Origin of the sequence: Heliorestis convoluta, from assembly GCF_009649955.1 — a bacterium.
Classification (GTDB): Bacteria; Bacillota; Desulfitobacteriia; order Heliobacteriales; family Heliobacteriaceae; genus Heliorestis; species Heliorestis convoluta.
This window is the reverse complement of record NZ_CP045875.1, coordinates 361,583-384,893: the sequence shown is the minus strand read 5'-3', so window position 1 is coordinate 384,893 and position 23,311 is coordinate 361,583. Positions and strand designations below refer to the sequence as shown.

Sequence of the window (23,311 nt, the reverse complement as noted above, 5' to 3'; positions counted from 1 at the left end):
CAAAAACGGAGAATGGATGATGAAAAAGATTGCGGCAACACGGTTTGTGACAGAGTGACCCAGGCCGCGACGGTGATGGAGGTAAGTAAATGGCAAACAAACAGGTAAAAGTCACCGATACAACTTTGCGTGACGGACATCAAAGTTTATGGGCCACTCGCATGCGCTTAGAAGATATGCTGCCCATTGTAGACAAAATGGACAAGATCGGCTACCACTCCGTAGAAGTCTGGGGAGGCGCCACCTTTGACGTCTGCATGCGCTATCTGAATGAAGATCCTTGGGAGCGCTTGCGAACATTACGACGCCATTTTCGCAACACGAAGTTGCAAATGTTGTTACGAGGTCAATCTCTAGTAGGATATACCCATTATGCCGATGACGTTGTAGAAGCTTTTGTACACAAATCTGTTGAAAATGGTATCGATATTATTCGGATTTTTGACGCTTTGAACGATATGCGTAACGTAGAAGCACCGATTAAGTACGCCAAAGAAGCAGGTGCGCACGTACAAGCCGCTATCGTCTATACCATCAGCCCTGTTCATACGATGGACCATTATGTAGAGACGGCTTTAAAATTGGCTGATATGGGTGCAGACTCACTCTGTATTAAGGATATGGCCGGACTGCTCATGCCCTTTCAAGCACGGGAATTGGTTAGCAAAATCAAAGAGCAAGTAGACTTGCCTTTGCAGATGCATACCCACTACATTGGTGGTATGGCTGTAGGTGCCCTCTTAAAAGGTGTGGATGCCGGTGCTGATGTTATTGATGTAGCAGCTTTGCCCCTTGCTTTCGGTGCTTCCCAACCACCCATTGAAACGCTAGTAAGAGCTTTATCGGGCACAGAATTTGATACGGGCTTAGATATTCACGAACTTTTCGAAATTACCAGATATTTCGAAGATCTTCGCAAGCGCCTAGGCTATAGTCGCGGCGTGACTCGAATTAACGATATGCAAGTGTTTGATCATCAAGTACCTGGTGGTATGATCAGCAACTTAGTTTCTCAATTGGAAGAGCAAAAAGCATCCCATCGCTTAAACGATGTACTGGAAGAGATTCCAAAGGTGCGCGCTGACATGGGTTATCCACCGCTGGTAACACCGACAAGCCAGATCATTGGTACGCAGGCGGTTCTAAATGTACTCTTAGGTGAACGATACAAGCTCGTGCCGGGCGAAGTAAAAGGGTATGTCAAAGGTCTTTACGGCAAGCCACCTGTGCCTATTAATGAAGAAATACAGAAAAAGATACTCAAAGATGAAAGCCCCATTGAAGGACGTCCTGCTGACTTGCTTCCTCCAGCCATGGAGAAGTTGCGTAAAGAGCTAGGTCCTTTAGCACATAGCGAAGAAGATGTTCTCTCTTACGGACTCTTTCCACAAGTCGCTCTTAAATTCTTTGATTATCGCAAAGATCCCCATCATATAACAGGGCCAACCAGTACGGCGCCCGTTACCAAGGCAAAGACAGCAACCACAGATAGTAAAGTCAGCAAGGCAGCTACTGCCCCAGAGAATCGCAAAGCCCTTGCCTCAGCAGGCAAAGCGCAGAAGGAGGAAATCGAAGTGAACATTCAAGATGTCAAAGAACTGATTCAAGCGATCAATGGAACGGATATCAGTGAAGTTCAAGTGGAAAATGACGGTGTAAAAGTCTTAATTCGCAAAGGTCTTTCTTATGCAGTAGAAGCCCAAGCACCTGTTGTCACGCAGGCTCAAGCTCCAGCCCCTGTAGTGACTTCAACACCTGCACTGGCTGCTCCTGCTGTAGTAGAAGAAAAGCCTGTTGAAGAAGCGAAGCCAGATTATGCAAATAATCCGAACGTTGTGGCTATCACCTCTCCTATGGTGGGTACTTTCTATGCGGCACCAGCTCCTGATGCCCGTCCATATGTAGAAAAAGGCAGCAAAGTAGAAGCAGGTGCTACCGTTTGTATCATTGAAGCAATGAAGCTTATGAACCAGATCGAAGCAGAAGTGAACGGCACTATTGTCGATATTTTAGTAGAAAACGGTGAACCAGTAGAATACGGTCAAACTCTTTTCCTCATAGAAAAAGCGTAGGGGGTTACCAATGGTAGAGCGTCGTACAATTAAGAAAATATTGGTAGCTAACCGTGGTGAAATTGCCGTTCGCATTATTCGAGCTTGCCGTGAAATGGGCATTGAGACAGTGGCCGTCTTTTCAGAAGCCGATCGTGATGCCCTTCATGTCAAACTTGCCGATGAAGCCTACTGCGTCGGCCCAGCGCCTTCAAACAAGAGCTACCTGAATATTACCAATATTATCAGTGCAGCGACTGTCGCAAAGGCAGATGCGATTCATCCAGGATATGGCTTTCTTGCAGAAAACGCCTATTTTGCAGAGATTTGCGAGACCGTAGGGATTAAGTTTATCGGTCCTAGTGCCAAAGCCATTGAATTAATGGGTGCTAAGTCAGTGGCTCGTGAGACGATGATCGGCGCTGGTGTTCGCGTCGTTCCAGGTTCAAAATCCGTCGTTACTACACAAGAAGAAGCAGAAAAAATTGCAGCTGACATTGGCTATCCTGTCTTGATCAAAGCTTCTGCTGGCGGTGGCGGACGAGGAATGCGAGTTGCTCAAACGGAGAAAGACTTAGCCAATGCTTTGCAAACAGCGCAAGCAGAAGCAGAAGCAGCTTTTGGCAATAAAGCTGTTTATATTGAAAAGCTTGTAGAAGAACCACGACATATTGAGTTCCAGATCTTGGCTGACGAACATGGTACAATCGTTCACCTTGGCGAGCGTGACTGCTCCGTACAACGACGGAATCAAAAGCTCATTGAAGAAGCACCTTCCATGGCTTTGACGCCAGAATTGCGCTATGAGATGGGCCAACAAGCCATTCTTGCTGCCAAAGCAGTAGACTACGCGAACGCCGGTACTGTAGAGTTCTTACTTGACAAGCATGGTCAATATTACTTTATTGAGATGAACACCCGTATCCAAGTTGAGCACCCTGTTACAGAGATGATCACAGGTATTGACTTGATTAAAGAGCAGATTCGTGTTGCTACAGGTGAACCTCTCGGCTATAGCCAGGAGGATATTGTCATCAACGGCTGGGCCATGGAATGTCGAATTAATGCTGAAGATCCCGACCGGAACTTTATGCCTTCCCCAGGCACAGTCAAAGAATATCGTATTCCTGGTGGTTATGGTGTTCGCATCGACAGTGCTGTTTACAACGGTTATAAAATTCCACCATTTTATGACTCTATGGTAGGTAAACTGATCGTCTGGGGCCGCACTCGTGAGGAAGCCATTCAGCGTATGCAAAGAGCGCTCGATGAATTTGTCATTGATGGCATCAAAACGACCATTCCCTTCCAACAAAGAGTACTTGCCCATCCTGTCTTCCAGTCCGGTGAAGTTTATACTAGCTTCATTCCACGTCATATCTTAACAGATTAATTATAAGGGCCCAGACAAATCGGTTTGGGCCCTTTTTTCACGACAGAAGAGCCTGCTTGTTCAAGTTGCATAAACTGACAGTAGCGGACAGATTGTCCTATAGCAGCTCTGGTATATGTTCCCTTTCTCTGGTACAATAATATCATTAGAAGCTATATAGTGTTTTCAAAACATATACCAGGAGGTACCTGTTATGGAAAATGGTAATACAAAAGTCAGTGCTGAATATGGTCACATTCGGATTGCCAACGAAGTCGTTGCAACCATTGCAGGATTGGCTGCTACAGAAGTAGAAGGCGTCACAGCCATGAGTGGTGGCATTGGCGGCGGTATCGCTGAAATGTTAGGTCGCAAGAATCTTACCAAAGGTGTAAAAGTTGAAGTCGGTGAAAAAGAAACGGCTGTAGACCTCAACATTATTGTCGATTTTGGCAGCAAGATTCCTGAAGTAGCCAAAGCAGTACAAGAAAATGTCAAGCGATCCATTGAAAGTATGACAGGCTTGGCAGTCGTTGAAGTCAATGTCCATATTCAAGGAGTTAACTTTGTAACTCCTGAGCCAAAAGAGGAAGACCGGTTGAAGTAACCATGTCCCCCTGAGAATCTTCTCAGGGGGTTTCCGATTTTATCAGGAAAGGAGTAATAGGATGGTAATACCAGGACGCTTCTTGAGCCTCTTGATCGCTTTGCCCGCTCTTGTAGTAACATTTTTCATTCTTTCTTTTGGTCTGCGATTCACTATCTCAGACGCTACAGACCCTTATGTACTTTCTGTTAGTATGCCGACTGCTTTGGTTATTGCTTTCTCTTCTTCCATCTATCTCTTTTTGATTGGGCGCTTTATCTACTTGTTGCTTCCAGTAAAAAAGCGAGATGCTACCATACTGCGAGAAAACAAGTTAGGCAAAGTCACGATGACGCGGCGGGCCATGGAAGAGCTTATCTATGATATTGCAACGCGACAATTTGGTGTTCGCAGTGCCCATATCAAAATATTTCATGTGAATGAAGCAGGGCGGCTAACGGTACAATTGAAAGTAATGACACATCGAGAAGGTATGGTGCCCATCTTAGGCCCGCGATTACAAAAGAGAATTCAGGAAGCCCTTGAAGAAGTGACGGGCCTGGTAATTGAAGAAGTTAGCGTTACAGTAACGCGCGTTCTCATCGATAAAGACTTGCCTTGGGAAGAACAGAAAAAGGCAAGAAGGCAAGTGCGATAAGACGGAACGGTACAATACATGGATTACATAAAAATTGGAAACAATATAGTGTCAACAATGGAGAATGCGAAAGCCTATGGCAACCGAAAAAACTCTTTATCCTTATATAATGATGGATAGTAGAGACTTTTGCTTGTTACAGAAAGGAACGGTAGAGATTGAGTAGACGCCTCGGAAGGGAAACAGCCCTGCAAACTCTTTTTCAACATGAGCTGGGCCGTGTTGATTTACAATTTGCTTTAACCTATACCTGCGAGGAATTTAGCGTTAGTGAGCAAGCGGCTCAATTTGCACGCAATCTCGTTGAAGGTGTAGAAAAGAACCGCGAAGCCATTGACCATACCATAGGTCGCCTCGCTGTTGAATGGAACTTAAGTCGACTGGCGAACGTAGATCGTAACCTTTTACGTCTAGCTGTCTATGAGATTCTATATAGCCCTGAGGTACCGAATAATGTAGCGATCAATGAAGCTTTAGAATTGGCGAAAATCTATTCTGGCGAAGAAGCGGCTAAATTCATCAATGGTATCTTAGGTCAACTGGCACGAGAACTACAAAACCAGGTGCAATCATGATGCAGGACAGCACAAAAAGTGAACCGGTTATCTCAGGCATTCTTGCTTTTGATACAAGTTGTTATACGACTTCTCTTGCTTTTGTCGACGAGAGAGGAAAAGTCCGAGCGGAGAAGCGACGTATGTTACCTGTTAAAAAAGGCGAAAGGGGTCTCCGGCAAGGAGATGCCTTTTTTTTGCATGGGCAACATTTGCCAGAACTTTTAGCAGAAATTCTGCAGGAACTTCGCGATGGAGGCAAGAAAATAAAGATAGAAGCAGTAGCGATTTCGACGCGTCCTAGGCCAGAGCCGGAATCCTATCTGCCTGTCTTTCGAGCTGGCTATCTTGTGGCCCATGCTTTGGCGACGACCTTAGAAGTACCCTTGATTGAGACTTCCCATCAAGAAGGACATATTATGGCAGGTCTTTACTCGGCCCAGGAAGTGGGTCAAAGGGACGAATGGTTACAAAGCCCTTTCTTGGCAGTTCATCTTTCTGGTGGGACTACAGAGTTGTTGCGAGTTCAATATGAGAGTACAAAGATAAGCCACTGTGAAGATGCCGCTGCGTACAATGCAACAATGTTTCAGATTAAAAAATTAGGTGGCACTTTAGATCTCCATGCTGGACAACTTGTTGATCGTGTAGGTGTTGCCCTTGGTTTATCTTTTCCGGCAGGACCGGAATTAGAAAAAGTGGCTGCAAGAGCGACAGAAGAAAAGGATCAGATCTTCTTGCCTGCTGCCGTCAAAGGGTACAACCTTAGTTTCTCAGGCGCCGAGACGGCGGCATTGCGGATGATTTCCAAGTTAGATAGTGCCAACGACTGTGATACTGTCAACCGAGAGAAATCTGTACTTAGGACCGGCCAAGCGAGTCATATTGCTCGCGCTGTGGAACGTTGTATTGCTTCTACCTTAGAAAAAATCTTGCGCAAAGCCGTAGAAGAAGAAAAAATTTCAAAGATTCTTATCGTCGGTGGCGTAGCCGCCAATACTTTCCTTCGTCAGCGACTGCGCCATCGGTTAGAACATAAAGCGGTAGGCGCTCAGCTAGCTTTTGCAACACCACAGCTATCAGGAGATAATGCTGTAGGCGTCGCCTTAATTGGTCATAAAAGGCTAGAAACTTCATCCATTGTCGTTGACCCTTACAAATCTTAGTGATAAACTAAAAAAATTGAGCAACCGCGACAACATACAATAGGGGTGCCCAAGAGGGGTCGCCCTTTTTTTAGGAGGAGAGCAACAGCGCATGTACCCTATCGTAAAAAAAGTAGTTCTTTCTTCTGCTGTCAAAGAATTCGAAGTGAGAGCACCGATGGTAGCAGAAAAAGCCCAGGCTGGACATTTTTTTATAATGCGTGCCAATGAAAGAGGAGAAAGAATTCCTCTAACCATTGCCGATTATGATCGTGAAAAAGGTACCATTACAACGATTATTCAAGAATTAGGGGCAAGTTCCACTTTGGTTGGACAGATGGAAGAAGGCGACGAAATCCTAGATTTTGTAGGTCCTCTTGGCGTTCCCTCTGAGATTGAACTTTTCGATGGACCGACTGTTTTAGTCGGTGGTGGTATTGGCATTGCGCCAATCTTTCCCATTGCTCGTGCTCTGAAAGCAGCAGGCAATGAAGTCATTTCTATTATTGGCGCACGCAACAAAGATCTGCTGATCTGGGAAGAGAAGATGGCCTCTGTCAGTGACAAGCTTATTGTTTGTACTGACGATGGCTCCTATGGACGTCAAGGCTTTGTAACCGATGCGCTGAAAGATCTCTATGCAGAGCGAGGCAAGCTTGCTGCTGTTTGGGCCATTGGTCCTATGCCCATGATGCGCGCCATTGCCAATGTTACACGCCCTTGGGCTGTCAAAACCATCGTTAGCATGAATCCTTTGATGATGGACGGTACAGGCATGTGTGGCGCTTGTCGAGTTCAAGTTGGTGAAGAGACCAAGTTTGCCTGTGTTGATGGCCCTGAATTTGACGGTCATCTCGTTGATTTTGACTTGGCCATAAAAAGATTGGCTATTTATAAAGATCAAGAAAAGAGAGCCCTAGCAGCACTGGAGCATAAAGGAGGCCATTGCGGGTGTCAGTAAAAGATCGTCCCAACCGGCAAGAAATGCCTTGCCAGGCGCCGGAAGAACGTATTAGAAATTTTCGTGAAGTAGCCCTTGGATATACAGAAGAACAAGCTGTTTTAGAAGCACAACGATGTCTGCAATGTAAAAAGCCCAAATGCCGCGATGGTTGCCCTGTAGAAGTTCTGATCCCTGAATTTATTCAAGCTGTTGCAGAACGCAATTTTGCGGAAGCAGCAGCACAGCTCAAAGAGAAAAATGCTTTACCAGCTGTCTGTGGTCGTGTCTGTCCTCAAGAAAGCCAGTGTGAGAGCAAGTGCATTATAGGCATTAAGTCAGAGCCCGTTGCCATCGGGCGTCTAGAACGATTTGTTGCCGATTGGGAAATGGCCCAAGAAGGGCAGATGGCAAAAGAAAAGTGTACCTCTGCGACATCAACAGTCAGTCCAAAAGGCAAAAAAGTAGCTATCATTGGAGCGGGTCCCGCTGGCTTAACCTGCGCAGCCGATATGGCTCGCCTCGGTTATGATGTTACAGTCTTTGAAGCGCTACATGTTGCTGGTGGCGTTCTTATGTATGGAATTCCAGAATTCCGCTTGCCCAAAGCAATTGTAGAAAAAGAAATTAATACCCTCTGCCAGCTTGGCGTCAATGTGCAAGTGAATATGGTAGGTGGCAAGACTTTTACAGTCGAAGAACTGCAGCAAAAAGGATACGAAGCTATCTTTATCGGCACAGGTGCTGGATTGCCTAATTTCATGGGGATTCCTGGTGAAAACTTTTGTGGTGTTTTTGCAGCCAATGAGTTTTTAACGAGAACCAACTTGATGAAAGGCTACGACTTTCCCAACGCTCTCACGCCTGTTCGTGCTGGCAGTAAAGTGGCTGTCCTCGGTGCTGGTAATGTGGCGATGGATGCAGCACGTACGGCCCTTCGACTTGGAGCCGAAGAAGTATCGATTGTCTACCGTCGATCGGAAAAAGAGATGCCAGCTCGAGCGGAAGAAATCGAACATGCCCACGAAGAAGGTGTGCAATTTAAAGTCCTTACCAATCCTGTAGAAATCGTAGGTGATGAACAAGGTTGGGTCAAAGGAATGAGATGTCTACGCTATGAACTGGGAGAGCCTGATGAATCAGGCCGCCGCCGACCTGTGGCTATTGACGGATCAGAATTCTTTATGGAAGTAGACACCGTGATTGTAGCGATTGGACAAGGTCCCAATCCTCTCGTAACGCAGTCTACACCAGGACTTGAGCTGAATCGCAAAGGAACGATTTATGCAGACGAAGAGGGACGCACTTCTCTAGAGGGCGTTTTTGCCGGTGGTGATATTGTTACCGGTGCTGCAACAGTTATTCTGGCGATGGGCGCAGGGAAAAAAGCAGCCCGCGCTATGGATCAATATTTGCAAAGCAAATAAAGCTTGAACTGCCGAAGGGCCCTTTTTACCGAACATGGGGCCAGGGAAAGCAGATTTTTCTCCGTGAAGCTATTTTTCTGTAGAGAAAAGAACGGAGGCTTTCGATGAGAAAAGTATGGTCCATCACGGAGCTTAATGAATACATCGAAGGACTGTTCAGCCAGGAAGAGAGCTTGCTCAATCTTTGGGTTGAAGGAGAGCTATCGAACTTTAAGCACCACAGCTCCGGACATATGTACTTTACCTTGAAAGATGGAGAAAGCACCCTCAAAGCAGTGATGTTTCGTGGACGGGCTCGCTTTCTAAAGTTTCGCCCTGAAAACGGTCTGAAAGTAATTCTTCGAGGGCGCATCTCGGTCTATGCCCGCGATGGTATCTACCAACTCTATGCCGAAGAGATGGAGCCTGCTGGACTTGGAGGTATTTATCTAGCCTTAGAACAAGTCCGCAAACGTTTAGAAGGAGAGGGTCTTTTTGCACCAGAGCGCAAAAAGCCTCTCCCTTTTCTACCGCGCGCCGTTGGAATTGTAACAGCGCCAACAGGTGCTGCCATTCGGGATCTTTACGCAGTCATTACTCGGCGCTATCCGAACATGAATATAATCTTGTCACCAGCGATTGTGCAAGGCGAGGAAGCACCAAAAAGCCTGATAAAAGCCTTAGAAGCCTTAAGAGACCATCCTTTGGTTGATGTTGTTATCATCGGTCGAGGTGGTGGCTCGCGAGAAGATCTTTGGGCTTTTAATGATGAAAAGCTTTGTCGCGCTATAGCCAACTTTCCTCTTCCTATTATCTCAGCAGTCGGTCATGAGACCGACGTGTCATTAAGTGACTTTGTCGCCGATGTGCGAGCGGCTACCCCTTCTGCCGCGGCTGAACTGGCTGTTCCCCGGTATGATGGACTCAAAGCACAGCTAGAAGAAATGGAAATGAGGCTTCAAAGGGCTATTCATAGCAAAGTGGAAAAATCTCGCCAGGCTATTATCAATCTGGAGCAAAGACCTGCTTTAGCCAATCCTCTGCAAAATCTGCGTGTTCAACAACAGCGAGTTGATCAACTCGAAGAACGCCTTTTACGACCTTTTGAAAAGGCGCGAGTCGAACAGATGAAAAAACAAGTCAGCGATCTCGAGAAACGCCTTCTTGCTACGGTAGAAACGCAGCGTTTTCAGTGGATGACCCAGCGTATTGAAGAATTGCGCAAACGGTTGATACAGCAGGCGAACCAGGCGATAGAGAGACGACGCCAAGAAGTAGCTCGACAAGGCGCCATGCTCGATGCCTTGAGCCCTTTATCTGTTTTGGAGCGAGGATTTGCCCTTTGCGTTGATGAGAAAGAACAAATCCTGCGTGAAGCGACGCAAGTCTCGGTGGGAGATCAGATTCATGTTACCTTAGGCAAAGGTGAATTGACTTGCAAAGTGGAAAAAAGGAAGGAGTCTCGGCGATGGCAGATAGAGAAGAAGTAAACCTTTCCTATGAAAATGCGCTGGCCCGTCTCGAAGAAGTGATCCGTGCCTTAGAAAAAGGCGATGTCACCCTAGATCAATCGCTAGAGCTTTTTCAAGAAGGTATTGTTCTTGTGCGGCGTTGTCACGGTCAGCTTGAAGCTTTTGAAGCGAAAGTACAGAAGCTGATAGAAGCACCAGAAAATCTAGAGCTTTTCTCGACAGAAGAGTAAGGAGGTCATCTGTCCTTGCAAGTAGAAACGATAGCTCAGCAGACCTATGATTTGAAAAAAGAATTAAAAAAAATGGCGCAACAGATTGACCAAGCTTTAGTGAAAGCTCTTCCCGAAGAAGAGGCCATTCCTTCGATAATCCATCAATCAATGCGCTATAGCCTTTTTGCTGGGGGCAAACGATTGCGTCCCCTTCTGGCACTCGCAGCGTGCCAAGCTGTCCAAGGTGACCAGAACAAAGTTATGGCCGCAGCTTGTGCTTTAGAAATGATTCATACCTACTCTTTAATCCATGACGATTTGCCGGCCATGGATGATGATGACCTTCGCCGTGGCAAACCAACGAATCATATTGTGTACGGAGAAGCCATGGCCATTCTCGCTGGCGATGGTCTTCTTACAAGAGCTTTTGGTCTCTTAGCAGAAGCAGCTTTTGCTGAAGCGAAAGGCCAGTCGGCGGAAGTAGCACAGCGCTATCTGCAAGTGATTACAGAAATCGCTCAGGCTTCTGGAAGTCAAGGCATGATCGGCGGACAAGTTATGGACATGGAAGCGGAAGAAAAGGCCATTGATCTTCCTACGATGGAGTACATACATCAACACAAAACAGGCGCTCTGATTAAAACATCTCTCCGCACGGGTGCCATTTTAGGTGGGGGCTCTCATGAAGCGATTGAAGCACTCTCTGCCTATGGCGAATACTTAGGCCTTGCCTTCCAGATTACGGACGATCTTTTAGATATCCAAGGAGATACAGAAAAGCTAGGCAAACCTGTTGGTAGCGATGAGAAAAACCAAAAATCAACCTATCCTTCTTTGCTAGGCGTAGAAAAAGCGAGAGAAGCGGCAGAAGAAGCTGTACAGTCGGCTGTAGAAGCACTAGAACCCTTCGGTTCAGAGGCAGAACTGCTTCGTCAGTTGGCACTTTACTTGCTGGAGCGAGAGAATTAGCACAGCGATGATTCTGTAGTGTTCTTATGGACATGAGCTTTAACACGCAATAGCTACCTTGTGGTGGGGTCAGGCGTTATGAATTCCTTCCGAACGGACTCATCCCACGCCATGAGCGGCAGCAAGCTGCGTGAAAGGCTGAGGTCTGAAGTCCTCTCTCCAGGAAGTCATAACGCCTGACCTAGGTAGATTTTGCTGGTTGTGACTGAGTTTTGGCCTATTGCATTGCAAATACAATAGGTAGTTGCTTAAACATAGCAGAAAGTTACGCAAAGCAATGCCAATGGGAGTAACAATCAGTAGAAGCCTTCTGGGCCAGGGCATCACGCTTTCCGTAGCGGGACTTGGGACCTCAGCGCATCAGTAGCTTGCTGGCGGTAACAGCGTGGGACCAGTCCAGAGCGGAGGAAAGCGTGATGACCTGGCCCCTGCAAGAAGTAACCCCAACGTAATCAGGAAAAGTTGATTTTCATCGTTGGTTGTGCCCGACCAGGCAGGGGGTGTCCCGCTACGAATTGGATAGTATTGAGAAATGACCCAGAATATAACCAGACAAAAAAGATGCATTTTTTTTGATAGTGGCAAGATCTTGTGCTATAATACTCAGACAAGATGTCTGAATGTGGTGACGCAGTATTCTAGTCAGCATCTCCTGTTTTGAAGGCGGGGCTAAAAATCCGTCAAGGGCATATCGATGAAGTTCCTGGTGCTGGCTGCCGACGCCCAGTCGGGGGTTGGTACTGGGAGTTAAGGGGGATAGGGCGATCTGCAATGGCATGCGGGCGATGACCCTACCTCCGTGGAGACCCAAGATACGTGGGGAACTCCGGGACCATTTTCGGAGGAAACTATGGCTTGGGAAGAACCTGCATTTGGTTCATGCTGGGTGCAGTGTAGCCTGCCTTGAGTGGGATTGGCGGATAGGAGGATACGGCGCTTTCTCCCCGGCCAGGGAGGAAGAGCCGCGACTTGAAACCAATACTGCAAAAGAGGCTAGAGACAGGTAGAGTTGTTGAAGAAAATTCCTAGACTGTTCTGTCAAGAGGTCTGTTAGGGATTAAAGTATGGACTAAGTGGTGATTCGGTTCAGTGCCCTGGTGACAGGACTGCGCCTGGCATAAAGGGAAACCGCCGATAAGGTGACTTGTCGGAGCCGGGTGGGGAAAGCCTACCGAACCTAAGCCATAGAGTTTACTTAGCAGACTGTCACCCTGTTACTCAGGCATCTTTTTTGTGTAGTTATATTGAGGTGAACATACATTTGGGTCCTGGTTTACTTAGAGATTTACGACAATCGGCGCGTCATGCGGCCTTAATTGGTCTGCTTTCTTTTTTCATTGCCATGGGTATTACAGTAGGCTCTGACTTTGTCTTGAGCAAAGTGGTGTCTATCTCTTTGTCGATTGTTGTCTTATTAATATTGATTTTTACGGGCGTTTTATTTGACACGATTGGAACCTCTGCTGCTGCTGCAACAGAGATCCCTTTTCATGCCAAAGCAGCGCGCAAAACAGAAGGCGCTCAACAAGCGCTATGGATCGTAAGAAATGCCGATCGTGTAGCCAATTTTTGTAATGATGTCATTGGTGATATTGCTGCTGCTGTAGCCGGTGCTATAGGCATTAGCATCGCCATCCGGTTGGCCCAATTGCCTGGGGCTGAAGGGATCTACTGGGGTGTTATTATTACTGGTTTTGTGGCTGCTTTAACAGTAGGTGGCAAATCTCTCGGTAAAATGATTGCAATTAATTACAGTCATGAAGTCGTTTTTATAGTCGCTCGTTGGTTGGCTCGCTTTGAAGCATTGACAGGAAGAAACATTTTTCAAATGAAAAAGAAAAAAGTCTATAAAAGAGGAAGTAAAAAAGAAAAAGCGAAAAAGAATGAGTAGAACATACTATGAATGCTAGCAGAGAGAAGGTGACCTACGCCTATGGTCCAAGTTCTTAACCAGATCAAAGACCCAGAAGATATGAAGCAGCTCTCTGAACCTGAATTGGAACAGCTATGTCAGGAGATCAGAGAGGTTCTGATTCAAACGACAGCCGCAAACGGTGGCCATCTAGCCCCTAACCTGGGCATTGTAGAGCTGACTCTTGCACTCCATCTTGTTTTCCGCTCACCAGATGATAAAATCGTCTGGGATGTGGGACACCAATCTTACGTTCACAAGTTATTAACGGGAAGGTATGAAGATTTTCATACCTTACGAACCTACCAAGGGATGGCTGGTTTTCCGAAACGTTCAGAAAGTCCTCACGATATTTTTAACACCGGACACAGTTCCACATCCATCTCCGCTGCGCTGGGCCTCGCTTTTGCCCGCGATCTAAAGCGTGAAGATAACGCCATTGTTGCTGTCATAGGTGATGGCGCCCTAACGGGTGGTATTGCTTTGGAAGCTTTAAACCATGCGGGCAATGAAAATACCGATCTTATTGTTGTACTCAATGACAACAAAAAATCAATTGCTGATAATGTGGGCGCCCTTTCTACCTATCTTACCAGAATGCGCACCGATCCACGTTATTTCCGCAACAAGGAAGAGATGGAAGACGTTGTCAAAAAGATTCCGTCAATTGGTCCGCAGGTTTTCAAAATATTAGAAAAAGTCAAGGAAGGCCTCAAGCACTTAATGGTTCCAGGTGTGCTTTTTGAAGAACTGGGCTATTCTTATCTAGGGCCCATTGATGGACATAACCTAACAGAGTTACGGGCTGTTCTTGATAATGCACGACAGCTTAAAGGTCCCGTACTTGTTCATGTCTTAACCAAAAAAGGTTGTGGCTACGAGCCAGCAGAACAAAATCCTGGTCTTTTCCATGGTGTTGGTCCCTTTGATATCAAGACAGGCAAAGTACACAAAAGCGAAGGGCCGAAGACCTATACGCAAGTCTTCAGCGATACGATGATGCAACTGGCTCGACAAGATGAGCGTGTTCTGGCCATTACAGCAGCGATGCCAGATGGTACTGGCTTAGCGCCTTTTGCCCAAGCTTTTCCGGCTCGTTTTTATGATGTTGGTATTGCCGAACAGCATGCCGTTTGTATGGCTTCTGCACTTGCTTTAGAAGGGCTGAAACCTGTCGTTGCCGTTTACTCTACTTTCTTGCAACGAGCTTACGATCAGGTTTTTCATGAAGTTTGTCTCCAGAAAGCACCGGTCATTCTAGCTCTCGATCGAGCTGGCATTGTCGGTGAAGATGGTGAGACCCATCATGGTGTTTACGATCTTTCCTACCTTCGTCATCTTCCTGAATTAATCCTGATGGCACCGAAAGATGAAAACGAACTGCAACATATGCTTTATACAGCTTATAAGCAAGAAGGTCCTGTAGCCATTCGCTATCCTCGTGGTAAAGGCCAGGGTGTACCTCTTGATCAGGTACTACAAGAGATCCCCATCGGTCAAAGTGAAGTACTGCGAGAAGGAGATGACCTTCTTCTTCTGGCGATTGGTTCAATGGTGAATCCTGCTATGGAAGCAGCCAAGCAGTTGGCGAGCCAGGGCATTGAAGCCACTGTTGTTAACGCTCGTTATGTCAAACCTTTGGACAAGGATTTGATTGTTGAAAAAGCGCAAGCTCTTGGGAAAGTCCTAACTGTAGAAGAGAATGCTCTTGAAGGTGGCTTTGGCAGTGCTGTTATCGAGCTTCTTCAAGAGGAAGCTGTAGATTGTCAAGTTCGTCGCATTGGGATTCCTGATGAATTTATACAGCATGGTGCATCGCCTATTTTGTTAAAAGATTATGGGCTAACTGCTGATAACATTGCGTCCGTGGCTGCTGATTTTGTCGGTATTAAGAAAGCATTAACTAAACGAGGCAATCTGAAGCTAGCTCCTTTTATGGGGAATGTAAAAGTTGCCTTCCGTGGAGAGAAATAAATCAACGATGGCTATTAAGAAAGAACGACTGGATCTCTTACTGGTAGAAAAAGGTCTTGCTGAGAGTCGTGAAAAAGCGAGAGCTACGATTCTTGCTGGACTTGTACGCGTCAATGGACAGCGTATCGACAAGGCAGGCACCCAGATTCCCGAAGATGCAGAAGTTTCGGTAGAATCGAATGCCTGTCCTTATGTGAGTCGAGGTGGCTTTAAGTTGGCTCGTGCTGTAGAAGCTTTTGAACTCTCTTTGCAGGGTTATACTGTTTTAGACGTAGGTGCATCGACAGGCGGCTTTACCGATGTAGCCCTTCAAAATGGTGCCAGTCGAGTCATTGCTGTTGATGTTGGTTATGGGCAATTGGCCTGGTCTCTACGGCAAGATGAACGAGTTCGCTCTTTAGAACGAACTAATATTCGTTACGTAACAGCAGAGCAATTGGGTGAAAAAGCCCAGATTGCTACGATTGATGTTGCTTTTATCTCTTTAGAAAAAGTATTGCCAGCCGTGAAAGAATTGCTTGAACCACCAGGTTATGTCATTGCTTTAATCAAGCCTCAATTTGAAGCAGGTAAAGATAAGGTAGGCAAAAAAGGTGTTGTTCGCGAGCGTAAAGTCCATCGTGAAGTAATTGAAGGGCTAGTACAATGGTCACTTGATCATGACTGGAAGGTCCTTGGCTTGGATCACTCTCCCATTACAGGACCAGAAGGCAATATTGAATATCTGCTCTGGTTACAGAAAAAAAATCTACAGCAGACCTATCCAGAAGGTCAGCAGGAGCAAACCCAGCAAAGCACGGAGCAGGAACAGTCAAACGATAGGGACGATAGCAATAGAAACCTCTACGTGATCGATGGAGAAGCGATTGCCGAGCTTGTAGACAGAGCCCATAATCGATTAACGTCGTAAAAGCAAAAAGGTTGAACAAGATTCCTTGAATAGGAAGGTTGTTCGACCTTTTTTTTTCCTATGGGCAGGACAAGATTGGAAGAGCGTAGAAGATAAAAAGCAAAATAAGGTCCTGATGAAATACAAGGAGTGTAGAGCTTGCCCGACCTACTTCAGGCGGAAGGATCTTTCGATTGGTTCAGGCTGCTTTTTTTGCTTTTCCTGGCTATGGCTCTAGGTGCATTTCTTTTTTCCAAGCTTCGTAGCTTCTATCAACGTTGGCTGATCCAGATGAGACAGCGAAGAGGAAAAAAAGGAGAGAGCAAAGCTATTAAGGTGCTTTCATCAAAAGGGTATACTGTTATAGAGAGTCAGCCTCTTGGGAAAGTGAACATGCGTGTGAATGGACAAGGGACAACAATTCAAGTGCGAGCTGACTATCTGGTAACGCGGCACGGAAAACGATATATTGCGGAAGTAAAAACGGGAAATGTAGCGCCGCGCCCTACTTTTGTCGATACGCGGCGGCAGCTATTAGAATATTACTTTGCCTATTCAGTCGACGGACTACTACTTGTCGATATGTCAGAAAAAGAAATTCATCGTATTGAGTTTATGAGATAGAAGAAGACTGTTAATTCGGATGTGGAGGAGAGGTATTTGACAGCCATTGGCGTGATTTTAAACGAAGAAAAACCACAAGCTCATGAAGTGGCTCGAAAAATGGCCCAATGGCTTTCTGCTCGAGGTATTTCTATGGGGATTCCTTTGACCAATGTAACGGAACTGGTCAAGTCAACGTCGAAAGAATTGTCTGCGAATCTGCAAAAGCTTGACTATGTAATCGTTTTAGGCGGTGACGGTACCCTCTTAAATACAGCGCGATTGGTAGCACCATTTAAAGTGCCTTTGTTGGGTGTGAACCTAGGACGGCTTGGTTTTTTAACAGAAATTGAAGAAGCAGATCTTTTTTTCGCTTTAGAGAAAATTATAGAAGGTGATTATTCCATTGAGGAGCGCATGATGCTAGAAGCTTATATTCTTAATGAAGAAGGGGCCAGTCCCATCTTCTACGCCCTCAATGATATGGTTGTTACCAAAGGTGCCAATCCTAGAATGTTACGAATGGATGCTTCTATTGATGATGAAGTGGTTGCGAGTTATTCGGCCGATGGATTGATCGTAGCTTCGCCAACAGGTTCAACAGCCTACTCTATGTCAGCCGGTGGCCCTATACTGTCACCTGATTTACAGGCCTTGATTATGACACCCATTTGTCCTCATAGTCTAGATGCAAGACCTCTCGTAATATCAAAAGAGAAAGTAATTCGCATCACCGTTCGTTCACCCTATGTCGATGGACTCGTCACTGTTGATGGTCAACCGGGGCGCCCTTTACGATGGGGTGAAAGCGTTTTAATTCGAAAAGCTTCCGTAAGTTGTCGATTGCTAAAGATCAAAAATCGTAGTTTTTTCCATATTCTCCATGAGAAGATGCAACAGGGGAGAGCGTAATGACGTCCTTAACATCAGCTGTAATGTGGTCACAGAAATTGTTACAAGAAAAATTACAACCTGGCGACTTTGTGATTGACGGGACGGCAGGCAATGGTCATGATAGTCTATTTCTGGCACAACGAGTTATGCCAGGTGGATGCATCTGGTCTTTCGATATTCAAGAACAAGCAATATATAAAACAGCAGAGCGATTGCAAAAAAGTGGCTATCATTCTAAAACCTATACTTTTGAGGAAAAAGAAATGGAAAGCTTGTTGAATCAAGGCTCTGCGTTTTCGCTGGATCGAGAAGGCATCTTTCTGTTCCGAACAGATCATGGTCAACTGGGAAAGCTTTTAGAAAGAGGAACAGAAACTTTACCACCTCTGAAAGCAGCGATTTTTAACCTTGGCTATTTGCCAGGGGGCGAACGTACTGTGACGACTCAAGCGACTTCTACCATTGCCGCTCTTGATGGAAGTGCCAAAGGATTGGCGCCGGAAGGGCGTTTGATTGTTGTTGTCTACGTCGGTCATGATGGTGCAGAAGAAGAAGCGAAAGCAGTCGATCATTGGTGGGCCCAATTGCCGCCAGAACAGTGGGATACTTTATCCATCACCTTTCCCAATCGTCGAGGTCATCCCCCCTATGTCTTGCTGGCTGAGAAAAAGAAAGTCAAAGGACGGTGCGAATGACCTTGAAAAGCAAACGACATAGAACGATTTTGCATATTATTCAGACGGAATCAATTCGCACCCAAGATGAACTGGCGCAGCATTTGCGTGATAGGGGGATGGAGGTGACGCAAGCTACAGTCTCTCGAGATATCAAAGAACTGGGCTTGATCAAAGTACCTGTAAGCAAAGACGAATCTCGTTATGCACCGCCGGCAGAGTCGGGACATCAACCCTCGCCATCGGATCTTTTATTCCGCATGTTACGCGATACGATTACACAAATTGACTACAGTCTCAACATCATTGTTGTTCGAACTTTACCCGGTCATGCCCATGCTGTCGCGGCCATTTTTGATAGCAATCCTTGGCCGGAAGTGATAGGAACGGTTGCTGGTGATGATACCATTTTGCTCGTCGTCAAACCGCCTGAAGCGGTAGAAGAGGTTGTAGAAAGAATCGGTCAATGGATAGATGACGACTAAATGACGGAAGGACTGTAAAGGAGATAACGGAGGCACTATGCTGGAGAGACTTAGGGTAGAGAATTTTGCGTTGATTGAAGAGGTGGAGCTTGAACTATCGCCTGGCTTGAACTTGCTAACAGGCGAGACCGGTGCTGGCAAGTCCTTGGTCATTGATGCAGTCAGTTTGCTCATTGGGGGTCGCTCGACCCTGGAAGCGTTACGTAGCGGTGCCAATAAAGCGCGGATTGAAGGTTTTTTTGTTCTTGATCTTGAAAATCAAAGCAAGCTTTATGCTGAATTACTAGAGCTTGGGATAGAAGTTGAGGAAGACGGAACACTGTTGTTGTCAAGAGAGATTGCTCGAAGTGGTAAAAATACTTGTCGAGTCAATGGGCGTACTGTGACGTTGTCGTTGTTTCGTGAAGTAGGCGGTCGCTTGATTGACTTACAAGGTCAACATGAACAACAGTCTTTAATGAATCCTCGAAAGCATGGACAACTGCTCGATCGCCTCGTTGGGCAAGAGGGCGAGGAAATTTTGGAAAAAGTAGCAGCCTGCTACAAGAAGCTTCAAAAAATTGAACAAGATCTTGTCAAGTTACAAAAAAGCGAGAGAGATCGAATGCAGCGCCTTGATATGCTTGCCTTTCAAAGCAAAGAAATTAAGGATGCCCAGTTGCAATGCGGTGAAGATGAAGAATTAGAAGTAGAGCGCAAAAAGCTACAGAATATGGAAAAACTTATGGCGCACAGCAATGAGGCTTATGAGGCTCTTTATGGTGATAAAGGCCAAGGTGCCTTAGAAATGCTTGCCAAAGCACGCCAGGCTTTAGATGAGGCAGCCCCTTTTGATAGCACCTTAGGTGATCTTAGTAAAGTTCTAGAAGAAACATATTATCAAGTAGAAGATGTGACCGAGCGATTGCGCGATTATCGGGAAGACCTAGAATATCAACCAGGTCGTCTCGATGAGGTGCAGGAGCGACTGATTCGTATCGATCGGCTGAAACATAAATACGGCAATCGAATTGAAGATATTTTAGAGTACCATGACAGCATCGCTGCAGAACTGCTAGAATTGGAAAGTTGTGATGAAAAAATTACGGTTCTGGAAAAAGAGCGACAACAGTGGCTTGATAAATATTTGGAGTCAGCGAGAATCTTAACCGAAAAACGTCGCCAAAAGGCCAAAGAATTGGAAGAAGCTTTACAGAAGGAACTTGCTTTTCTCGGTATGGCCAGAGCACGGTTAGAAGTTCAATTTCGCCAAAGGCAAGAGCCAGCAGCACAGGGCTTGGAAGAGATTGAGTTTCTTTTTGCTCCGAATGTGGGTGAGCCTGCAAAAGCTTTGGCGCGCATCGCTTCCGGTGGTGAACTAGGTAGAATTCTGCTCGCTTTTAAGACTCTATTGGCCCGTGTTGAAGGCATTCCTGCACTTATTTTTGATGAAATCGATGCTGGCATTGGTGGACAAGCCTTACAAGCAGTGGCACAGAAAATGGCACAAGTGGCAGAACATGTGCAAGTGATCTGTGTAACCCATGCACCGCAAATGGCTGCCTATGCTGACAATCACTTCCTAATCCGTAAAGAAATTAACGAAGAGCGGACAGTAACTCAGATTCGACCATTACAAGAAGAAGAACGAATCAGCGAACTAGCACGGATGTTAGGCGGCGATGAGGCCAGTGAAGCCACTGTCGAGCATGCCAAAGAGATGTATCAAAAATCCAGGCGCGCTCTTTCGAAGATATCGTAAATTCATATTTTTGAACCCCTTTCCTGATTGAGGATGATCAGGAAAGGGGTTCATTGTTTTTTAAGCCGTGAAACAACCTCTACTTCCAGCGCATTGCGCTGTAACCACGGTTTTGACAGGATAGGTGCGGCCTTACAAGGAGACAGTAAGGACAGCGCCAACAAAAAGCTTTTCAAATCTATTGGCTCACCGAGGAAAGAGGAGGCGGTAATGGCGAAAGAGAGGATAAAACAGCTAACAGGCATTCTTCTGGCCCTTTTGATTTTGACGGGTAGTATGACAAAAGAAGCGCAGAGCATTTGGTCTGCTCCATCAAAATTACGCACGACTGTGGGCGAAGAGATTCCTTTTGACCGTATGTTTCCTCCCTCTATGATGCGCCATGTAACACTAGAGATGAATCGAATCGATATGCCGGCACTACAAGCTTTATCGGGTGGAGACGATCTTGTGGACTATAGTCACCAAGATGGCCAAGAAGGTGCCTCTACAGTCGTTACAACGGACACTGCAACCGATGAACCAGGTCGAATCAGTGTTACCTTACGCCTACTAGGGCTTATTCCATTGAAAAACATTATTGTAGACGTAATGCCACCGTTAGAGCTGCTTCCAGGCGGCCATTCGATTGGTGTGATGCTCCATTCCGAAGGGGTAATCGTCGTTGGACAAGCACCGATTGCCGATAAAAAAGGAGAGAAGCATTATCCTGCTAAAATAGCAGGTCTTCAAGTAGGCGATGTTATTCATCGAGTCGACAAGAAAACGGTAAAAAGTGACGCTGATTTAGCAAGAATTATTGACGAAATGGGAAAATCTAAAGGAAAATTAGAGATAGAATGGTCAAGAAATGGTAAAATGAATAAGACAGAAATAGAGCCCATTCTATGTGACGAAACAAAGCGATATCGTATTGGTCTATTTGTCCGCGATCGCGCTTCTGGTGTAGGAACTTTAACCTTTCTTGAACCAAAATCACAAACCTATGGTGCTTTAGGTCATGTTATTAATGATGCCGATACGAATAAGCGAATCGATGTGGCAGATGGAAAGATTATTCCAGCTACTATCAAATCAATTCATCCCGGCAGAAAAGGTTCACCAGGAGAAAAGGTAGGTCTTTTCCAAGAAGAGGACGCTTCTTTTAGTGGAGATATTCAACGTAATACCTATGTGGGAATTTTCGGGCACTTAGAAGGCAAGCTGACCAATCCTTTTTACCCAGAGCCGATTCCTATCGCCTTGTCAGCGCAGGTTACGCAAGGACCTGCTGAGATTATTACCGTAATCAATGGAGACCGCTTAGAGCGCTTCCAGATTCATATTGATCGGATTATGCCTCATCGCTCGGATGGAAAAGGATTGGTGATTCGCGTTACCGATCCGCGGTTACTCAACCTAACAGGAGGCATTATCCAGGGCATGAGTGGAAGTCCAATTATCCAGAACGGACACATCGTGGGGGCGGTCACTCATGTTTTCATAAATTCTCCCAGTACTGGATATGGATGCCTAGTCGAGCAAATGTTAGAAGAAGCAGGACTGTGGAAAAAGGAGCAAAAGCAAGTAGGGACTTTGCCATCAAAGCAGAGTCCTTCTTTCAATCTTTGACAAATAACAGGAAATACATACAATGGTACTAAATGTCATAAATTCACATTTTTTTACGAACGATTTTGTGGGAAGTTAGGAGGATATCTTTTTTCGTTTGTCGAAAAGCTATGACCAGTGAAAAACTTGGGGAGGCTGGTAAAATAATGTTAAACAAAATTCGCCTAGTCATCACTGATGACAATAAGGAATTTTGTGATATTCTCCGAGATTATATATCTTCTCAGGATGATATCGAAATTGTTGGGATTGCCCATAATGGCAATGATGCCCTGAAACTCATTCAACAGGAAGAACCTGATCTTGTCATACTAGATATTATTATGCCTCATCTTGACGGCATTGGTGTTCTAGAACGTCTTGGTGATATGCAATTGCGACAGCGTCCGCGAGTCATTATTTTGACAGCCTTCGGGCAAGAGTCAATGACCCATCGTGCTGTTCAGTTAGGTGCTGATTATTTTATCTTAAAGCCTTTTGACTTTGAGATTTTAGGTAACCGCATCCGACAACTTATGGGTGGATATATAGCGACCAGTTCTTCCATGGCCATACAACAAAGCTGTGCTTCCATGGAGCTTCCACCGCCGCCGCCTTCGAAACCACGGAATCTTGATGTGGAAGTGACAAATATCATACACCAAATGGGTGTACCAGCTCATATCAAAGGATATCAATATCTTCGCGATGCAATTTTGTTGGTGATTCAAGAAGTTAACTTACTGGGTGCTGTTACAAAAGAGCTCTATCCCATGATTGCTCAGAAGTATATGACCACACCTTCTCGTGTAGAGCGAGCCATTCGTCATGCCATTGAATTGGCTTGGGATCGTGGTAATGTCGAGCTTATGTCTAAATTTTTTGGTTACACCATCAACTTAGAGCGAGGCAAACCAACGAACTCAGAATTTATTGCGATGGTAGCTGATAAATTGCGCTTAGGTCAAAAAGTCGGTTAAATTCCTAGAGCATCTAGGTAAATATCAGATACATCGGAGCACAGTCTATAGTAGACTGTGCTCTTTTGCCAAGCACTATTATTTTTTTGTAATTTGCTCAAGAAAGGGAAATCAATGTTTTTGAAGAATAAGTAACGAAGTAATCTCTATGCAAAAATTATAGGGTCCTAGCTATTACAAGGTGTCCTATTTCTTTGAGCAATT

General features: G+C 45.6%; 21 protein-coding genes. All 21 read left to right on the top strand.

The features are described from left to right. Window positions 1-89: 89 nt before the first annotated feature. The 21 genes from accB (at window position 90) to spo0A (ending at window position 23,107) form a co-directional block, all read left to right on the top strand. On the top strand, window positions 90-2,072 hold the full coding sequence (gene accB / locus FTV88_RS01700) for an acetyl-CoA carboxylase biotin carboxyl carrier protein (protein ID WP_153724106.1): 1,983 nt from the start codon (window positions 90-92) through the stop codon (window positions 2,070-2,072). Window positions 2,073-2,082: 10 nt separating this feature from the next. Then, window positions 2,083-3,444 (top strand): acetyl-CoA carboxylase biotin carboxylase subunit, encoded by a 1,362-nt coding sequence (gene accC / locus FTV88_RS01695; RefSeq protein WP_153724105.1) that lies wholly within the window; start codon window positions 2,083-2,085, stop codon window positions 3,442-3,444. A gap of 193 nt (window positions 3,445-3,637) precedes the next feature. Next, the gene (locus FTV88_RS01690; protein ID WP_153724104.1) at window positions 3,638-4,030 is read left to right on the top strand and encodes an Asp23/Gls24 family envelope stress response protein; all 393 of its coding nucleotides are present in this window, start codon (window positions 3,638-3,640) and stop codon (window positions 4,028-4,030) included. Between the two features lie 61 nt (window positions 4,031-4,091). Next, window positions 4,092-4,667 carry an alkaline shock response membrane anchor protein AmaP gene (gene amaP, locus FTV88_RS01685; protein WP_153724103.1) on the top strand — a complete coding sequence of 192 codons (576 nt, stop codon included), beginning with the start codon at window positions 4,092-4,094 and terminating at the stop codon, window positions 4,665-4,667. Window positions 4,668-4,825: 158 nt separating this feature from the next. After that, window positions 4,826-5,242, top strand: a complete 417-nt coding sequence (gene nusB, locus FTV88_RS01680) for a transcription antitermination factor NusB (protein WP_153724102.1) — start codon at window positions 4,826-4,828, stop codon at window positions 5,240-5,242. Next, window positions 5,239-6,387, top strand: a complete 1,149-nt coding sequence (locus FTV88_RS01675) for a Kae1-like domain-containing protein (RefSeq protein WP_243137253.1) — start codon at window positions 5,239-5,241, stop codon at window positions 6,385-6,387. The genes nusB and FTV88_RS01675 overlap by 4 nt, the downstream gene beginning before the upstream one ends. A gap of 91 nt (window positions 6,388-6,478) precedes the next feature. Continuing rightward, window positions 6,479-7,327: a sulfide/dihydroorotate dehydrogenase-like FAD/NAD-binding protein gene (locus tag FTV88_RS01670; RefSeq protein ID WP_153724101.1), complete on the top strand. Its 849-nt coding sequence runs from the start codon at window positions 6,479-6,481 to the stop codon at window positions 7,325-7,327. Window positions 7,328-7,350: 23 nt separating this feature from the next. After that, window positions 7,351-8,733 (top strand): NADPH-dependent glutamate synthase, encoded by a 1,383-nt coding sequence (gene gltA, locus FTV88_RS01665; RefSeq protein ID WP_153726458.1) that lies wholly within the window; start codon window positions 7,351-7,353, stop codon window positions 8,731-8,733. A 104-nt stretch (window positions 8,734-8,837) separates the two neighbouring features. Then, window positions 8,838-10,202 (top strand): exodeoxyribonuclease VII large subunit, encoded by a 1,365-nt coding sequence (gene xseA, locus FTV88_RS01660; RefSeq protein ID WP_153724100.1) that lies wholly within the window; start codon window positions 8,838-8,840, stop codon window positions 10,200-10,202. Next, window positions 10,181-10,414 (top strand): exodeoxyribonuclease VII small subunit, encoded by a 234-nt coding sequence (gene xseB, locus FTV88_RS01655; protein ID WP_153724099.1) that lies wholly within the window; start codon window positions 10,181-10,183, stop codon window positions 10,412-10,414. The genes xseA and xseB overlap by 22 nt, the downstream gene beginning before the upstream one ends. Window positions 10,415-10,486: 72 nt before the next feature. Next, window positions 10,487-11,365, top strand: a complete 879-nt coding sequence (locus FTV88_RS01650) for a polyprenyl synthetase family protein (protein WP_153726457.1) — start codon at window positions 10,487-10,489, stop codon at window positions 11,363-11,365. A gap of 1,261 nt (window positions 11,366-12,626) precedes the next feature. Further along, on the top strand, window positions 12,627-13,256 hold the full coding sequence (locus FTV88_RS01645) for a hypothetical protein (RefSeq protein ID WP_153724098.1): 630 nt from the start codon (window positions 12,627-12,629) through the stop codon (window positions 13,254-13,256). Between the two features lie 42 nt (window positions 13,257-13,298). After that, the gene (gene dxs / locus FTV88_RS01640) at window positions 13,299-15,251 is read left to right on the top strand and encodes a 1-deoxy-D-xylulose-5-phosphate synthase (protein ID WP_153724097.1); all 1,953 of its coding nucleotides are present in this window, start codon (window positions 13,299-13,301) and stop codon (window positions 15,249-15,251) included. Window positions 15,252-15,258: 7 nt separating this feature from the next. Next, complete coding sequence (locus tag FTV88_RS01635) at window positions 15,259-16,161, top strand: TlyA family RNA methyltransferase (RefSeq protein ID WP_153726456.1); 903 nt, start codon at window positions 15,259-15,261, stop codon at window positions 16,159-16,161. Between the two features lie 138 nt (window positions 16,162-16,299). Next, window positions 16,300-16,764: a hypothetical protein gene (locus FTV88_RS01630; protein ID WP_153724096.1), complete on the top strand. Its 465-nt coding sequence runs from the start codon at window positions 16,300-16,302 to the stop codon at window positions 16,762-16,764. A gap of 36 nt (window positions 16,765-16,800) precedes the next feature. Continuing rightward, window positions 16,801-17,655, top strand: a complete 855-nt coding sequence (locus tag FTV88_RS01625; protein WP_162007851.1) for an NAD(+)/NADH kinase — start codon at window positions 16,801-16,803, stop codon at window positions 17,653-17,655. Continuing rightward, the gene (locus tag FTV88_RS01620; RefSeq protein ID WP_153724094.1) at window positions 17,655-18,332 is read left to right on the top strand and encodes a tRNA (mnm(5)s(2)U34)-methyltransferase; all 678 of its coding nucleotides are present in this window, start codon (window positions 17,655-17,657) and stop codon (window positions 18,330-18,332) included. Before FTV88_RS01625 ends, FTV88_RS01620 begins: the two co-directional genes overlap by 1 nt. Window positions 18,333-18,334: 2 nt before the next feature. Then, entirely contained in the window at window positions 18,335-18,796 is a 462-nt protein-coding gene (gene argR / locus FTV88_RS01615) for an arginine repressor (protein ID WP_153726455.1), read from the top strand. Between the two features lie 37 nt (window positions 18,797-18,833). Continuing rightward, window positions 18,834-20,537 carry a DNA repair protein RecN gene (gene recN, locus FTV88_RS01610; protein ID WP_153724093.1) on the top strand — a complete coding sequence of 568 codons (1,704 nt, stop codon included), beginning with the start codon at window positions 18,834-18,836 and terminating at the stop codon, window positions 20,535-20,537. Window positions 20,538-20,747: 210 nt separating this feature from the next. Then, window positions 20,748-22,148, top strand: a complete 1,401-nt coding sequence (spoIVB, locus tag FTV88_RS01605) for a SpoIVB peptidase (RefSeq protein WP_162007850.1) — start codon at window positions 20,748-20,750, stop codon at window positions 22,146-22,148. A 146-nt stretch (window positions 22,149-22,294) separates the two neighbouring features. Further along, window positions 22,295-23,107 (top strand): sporulation transcription factor Spo0A, encoded by an 813-nt coding sequence (gene spo0A / locus FTV88_RS01600; RefSeq protein WP_153724091.1) that lies wholly within the window; start codon window positions 22,295-22,297, stop codon window positions 23,105-23,107. Window positions 23,108-23,311: the final 204 nt, after the last annotated feature.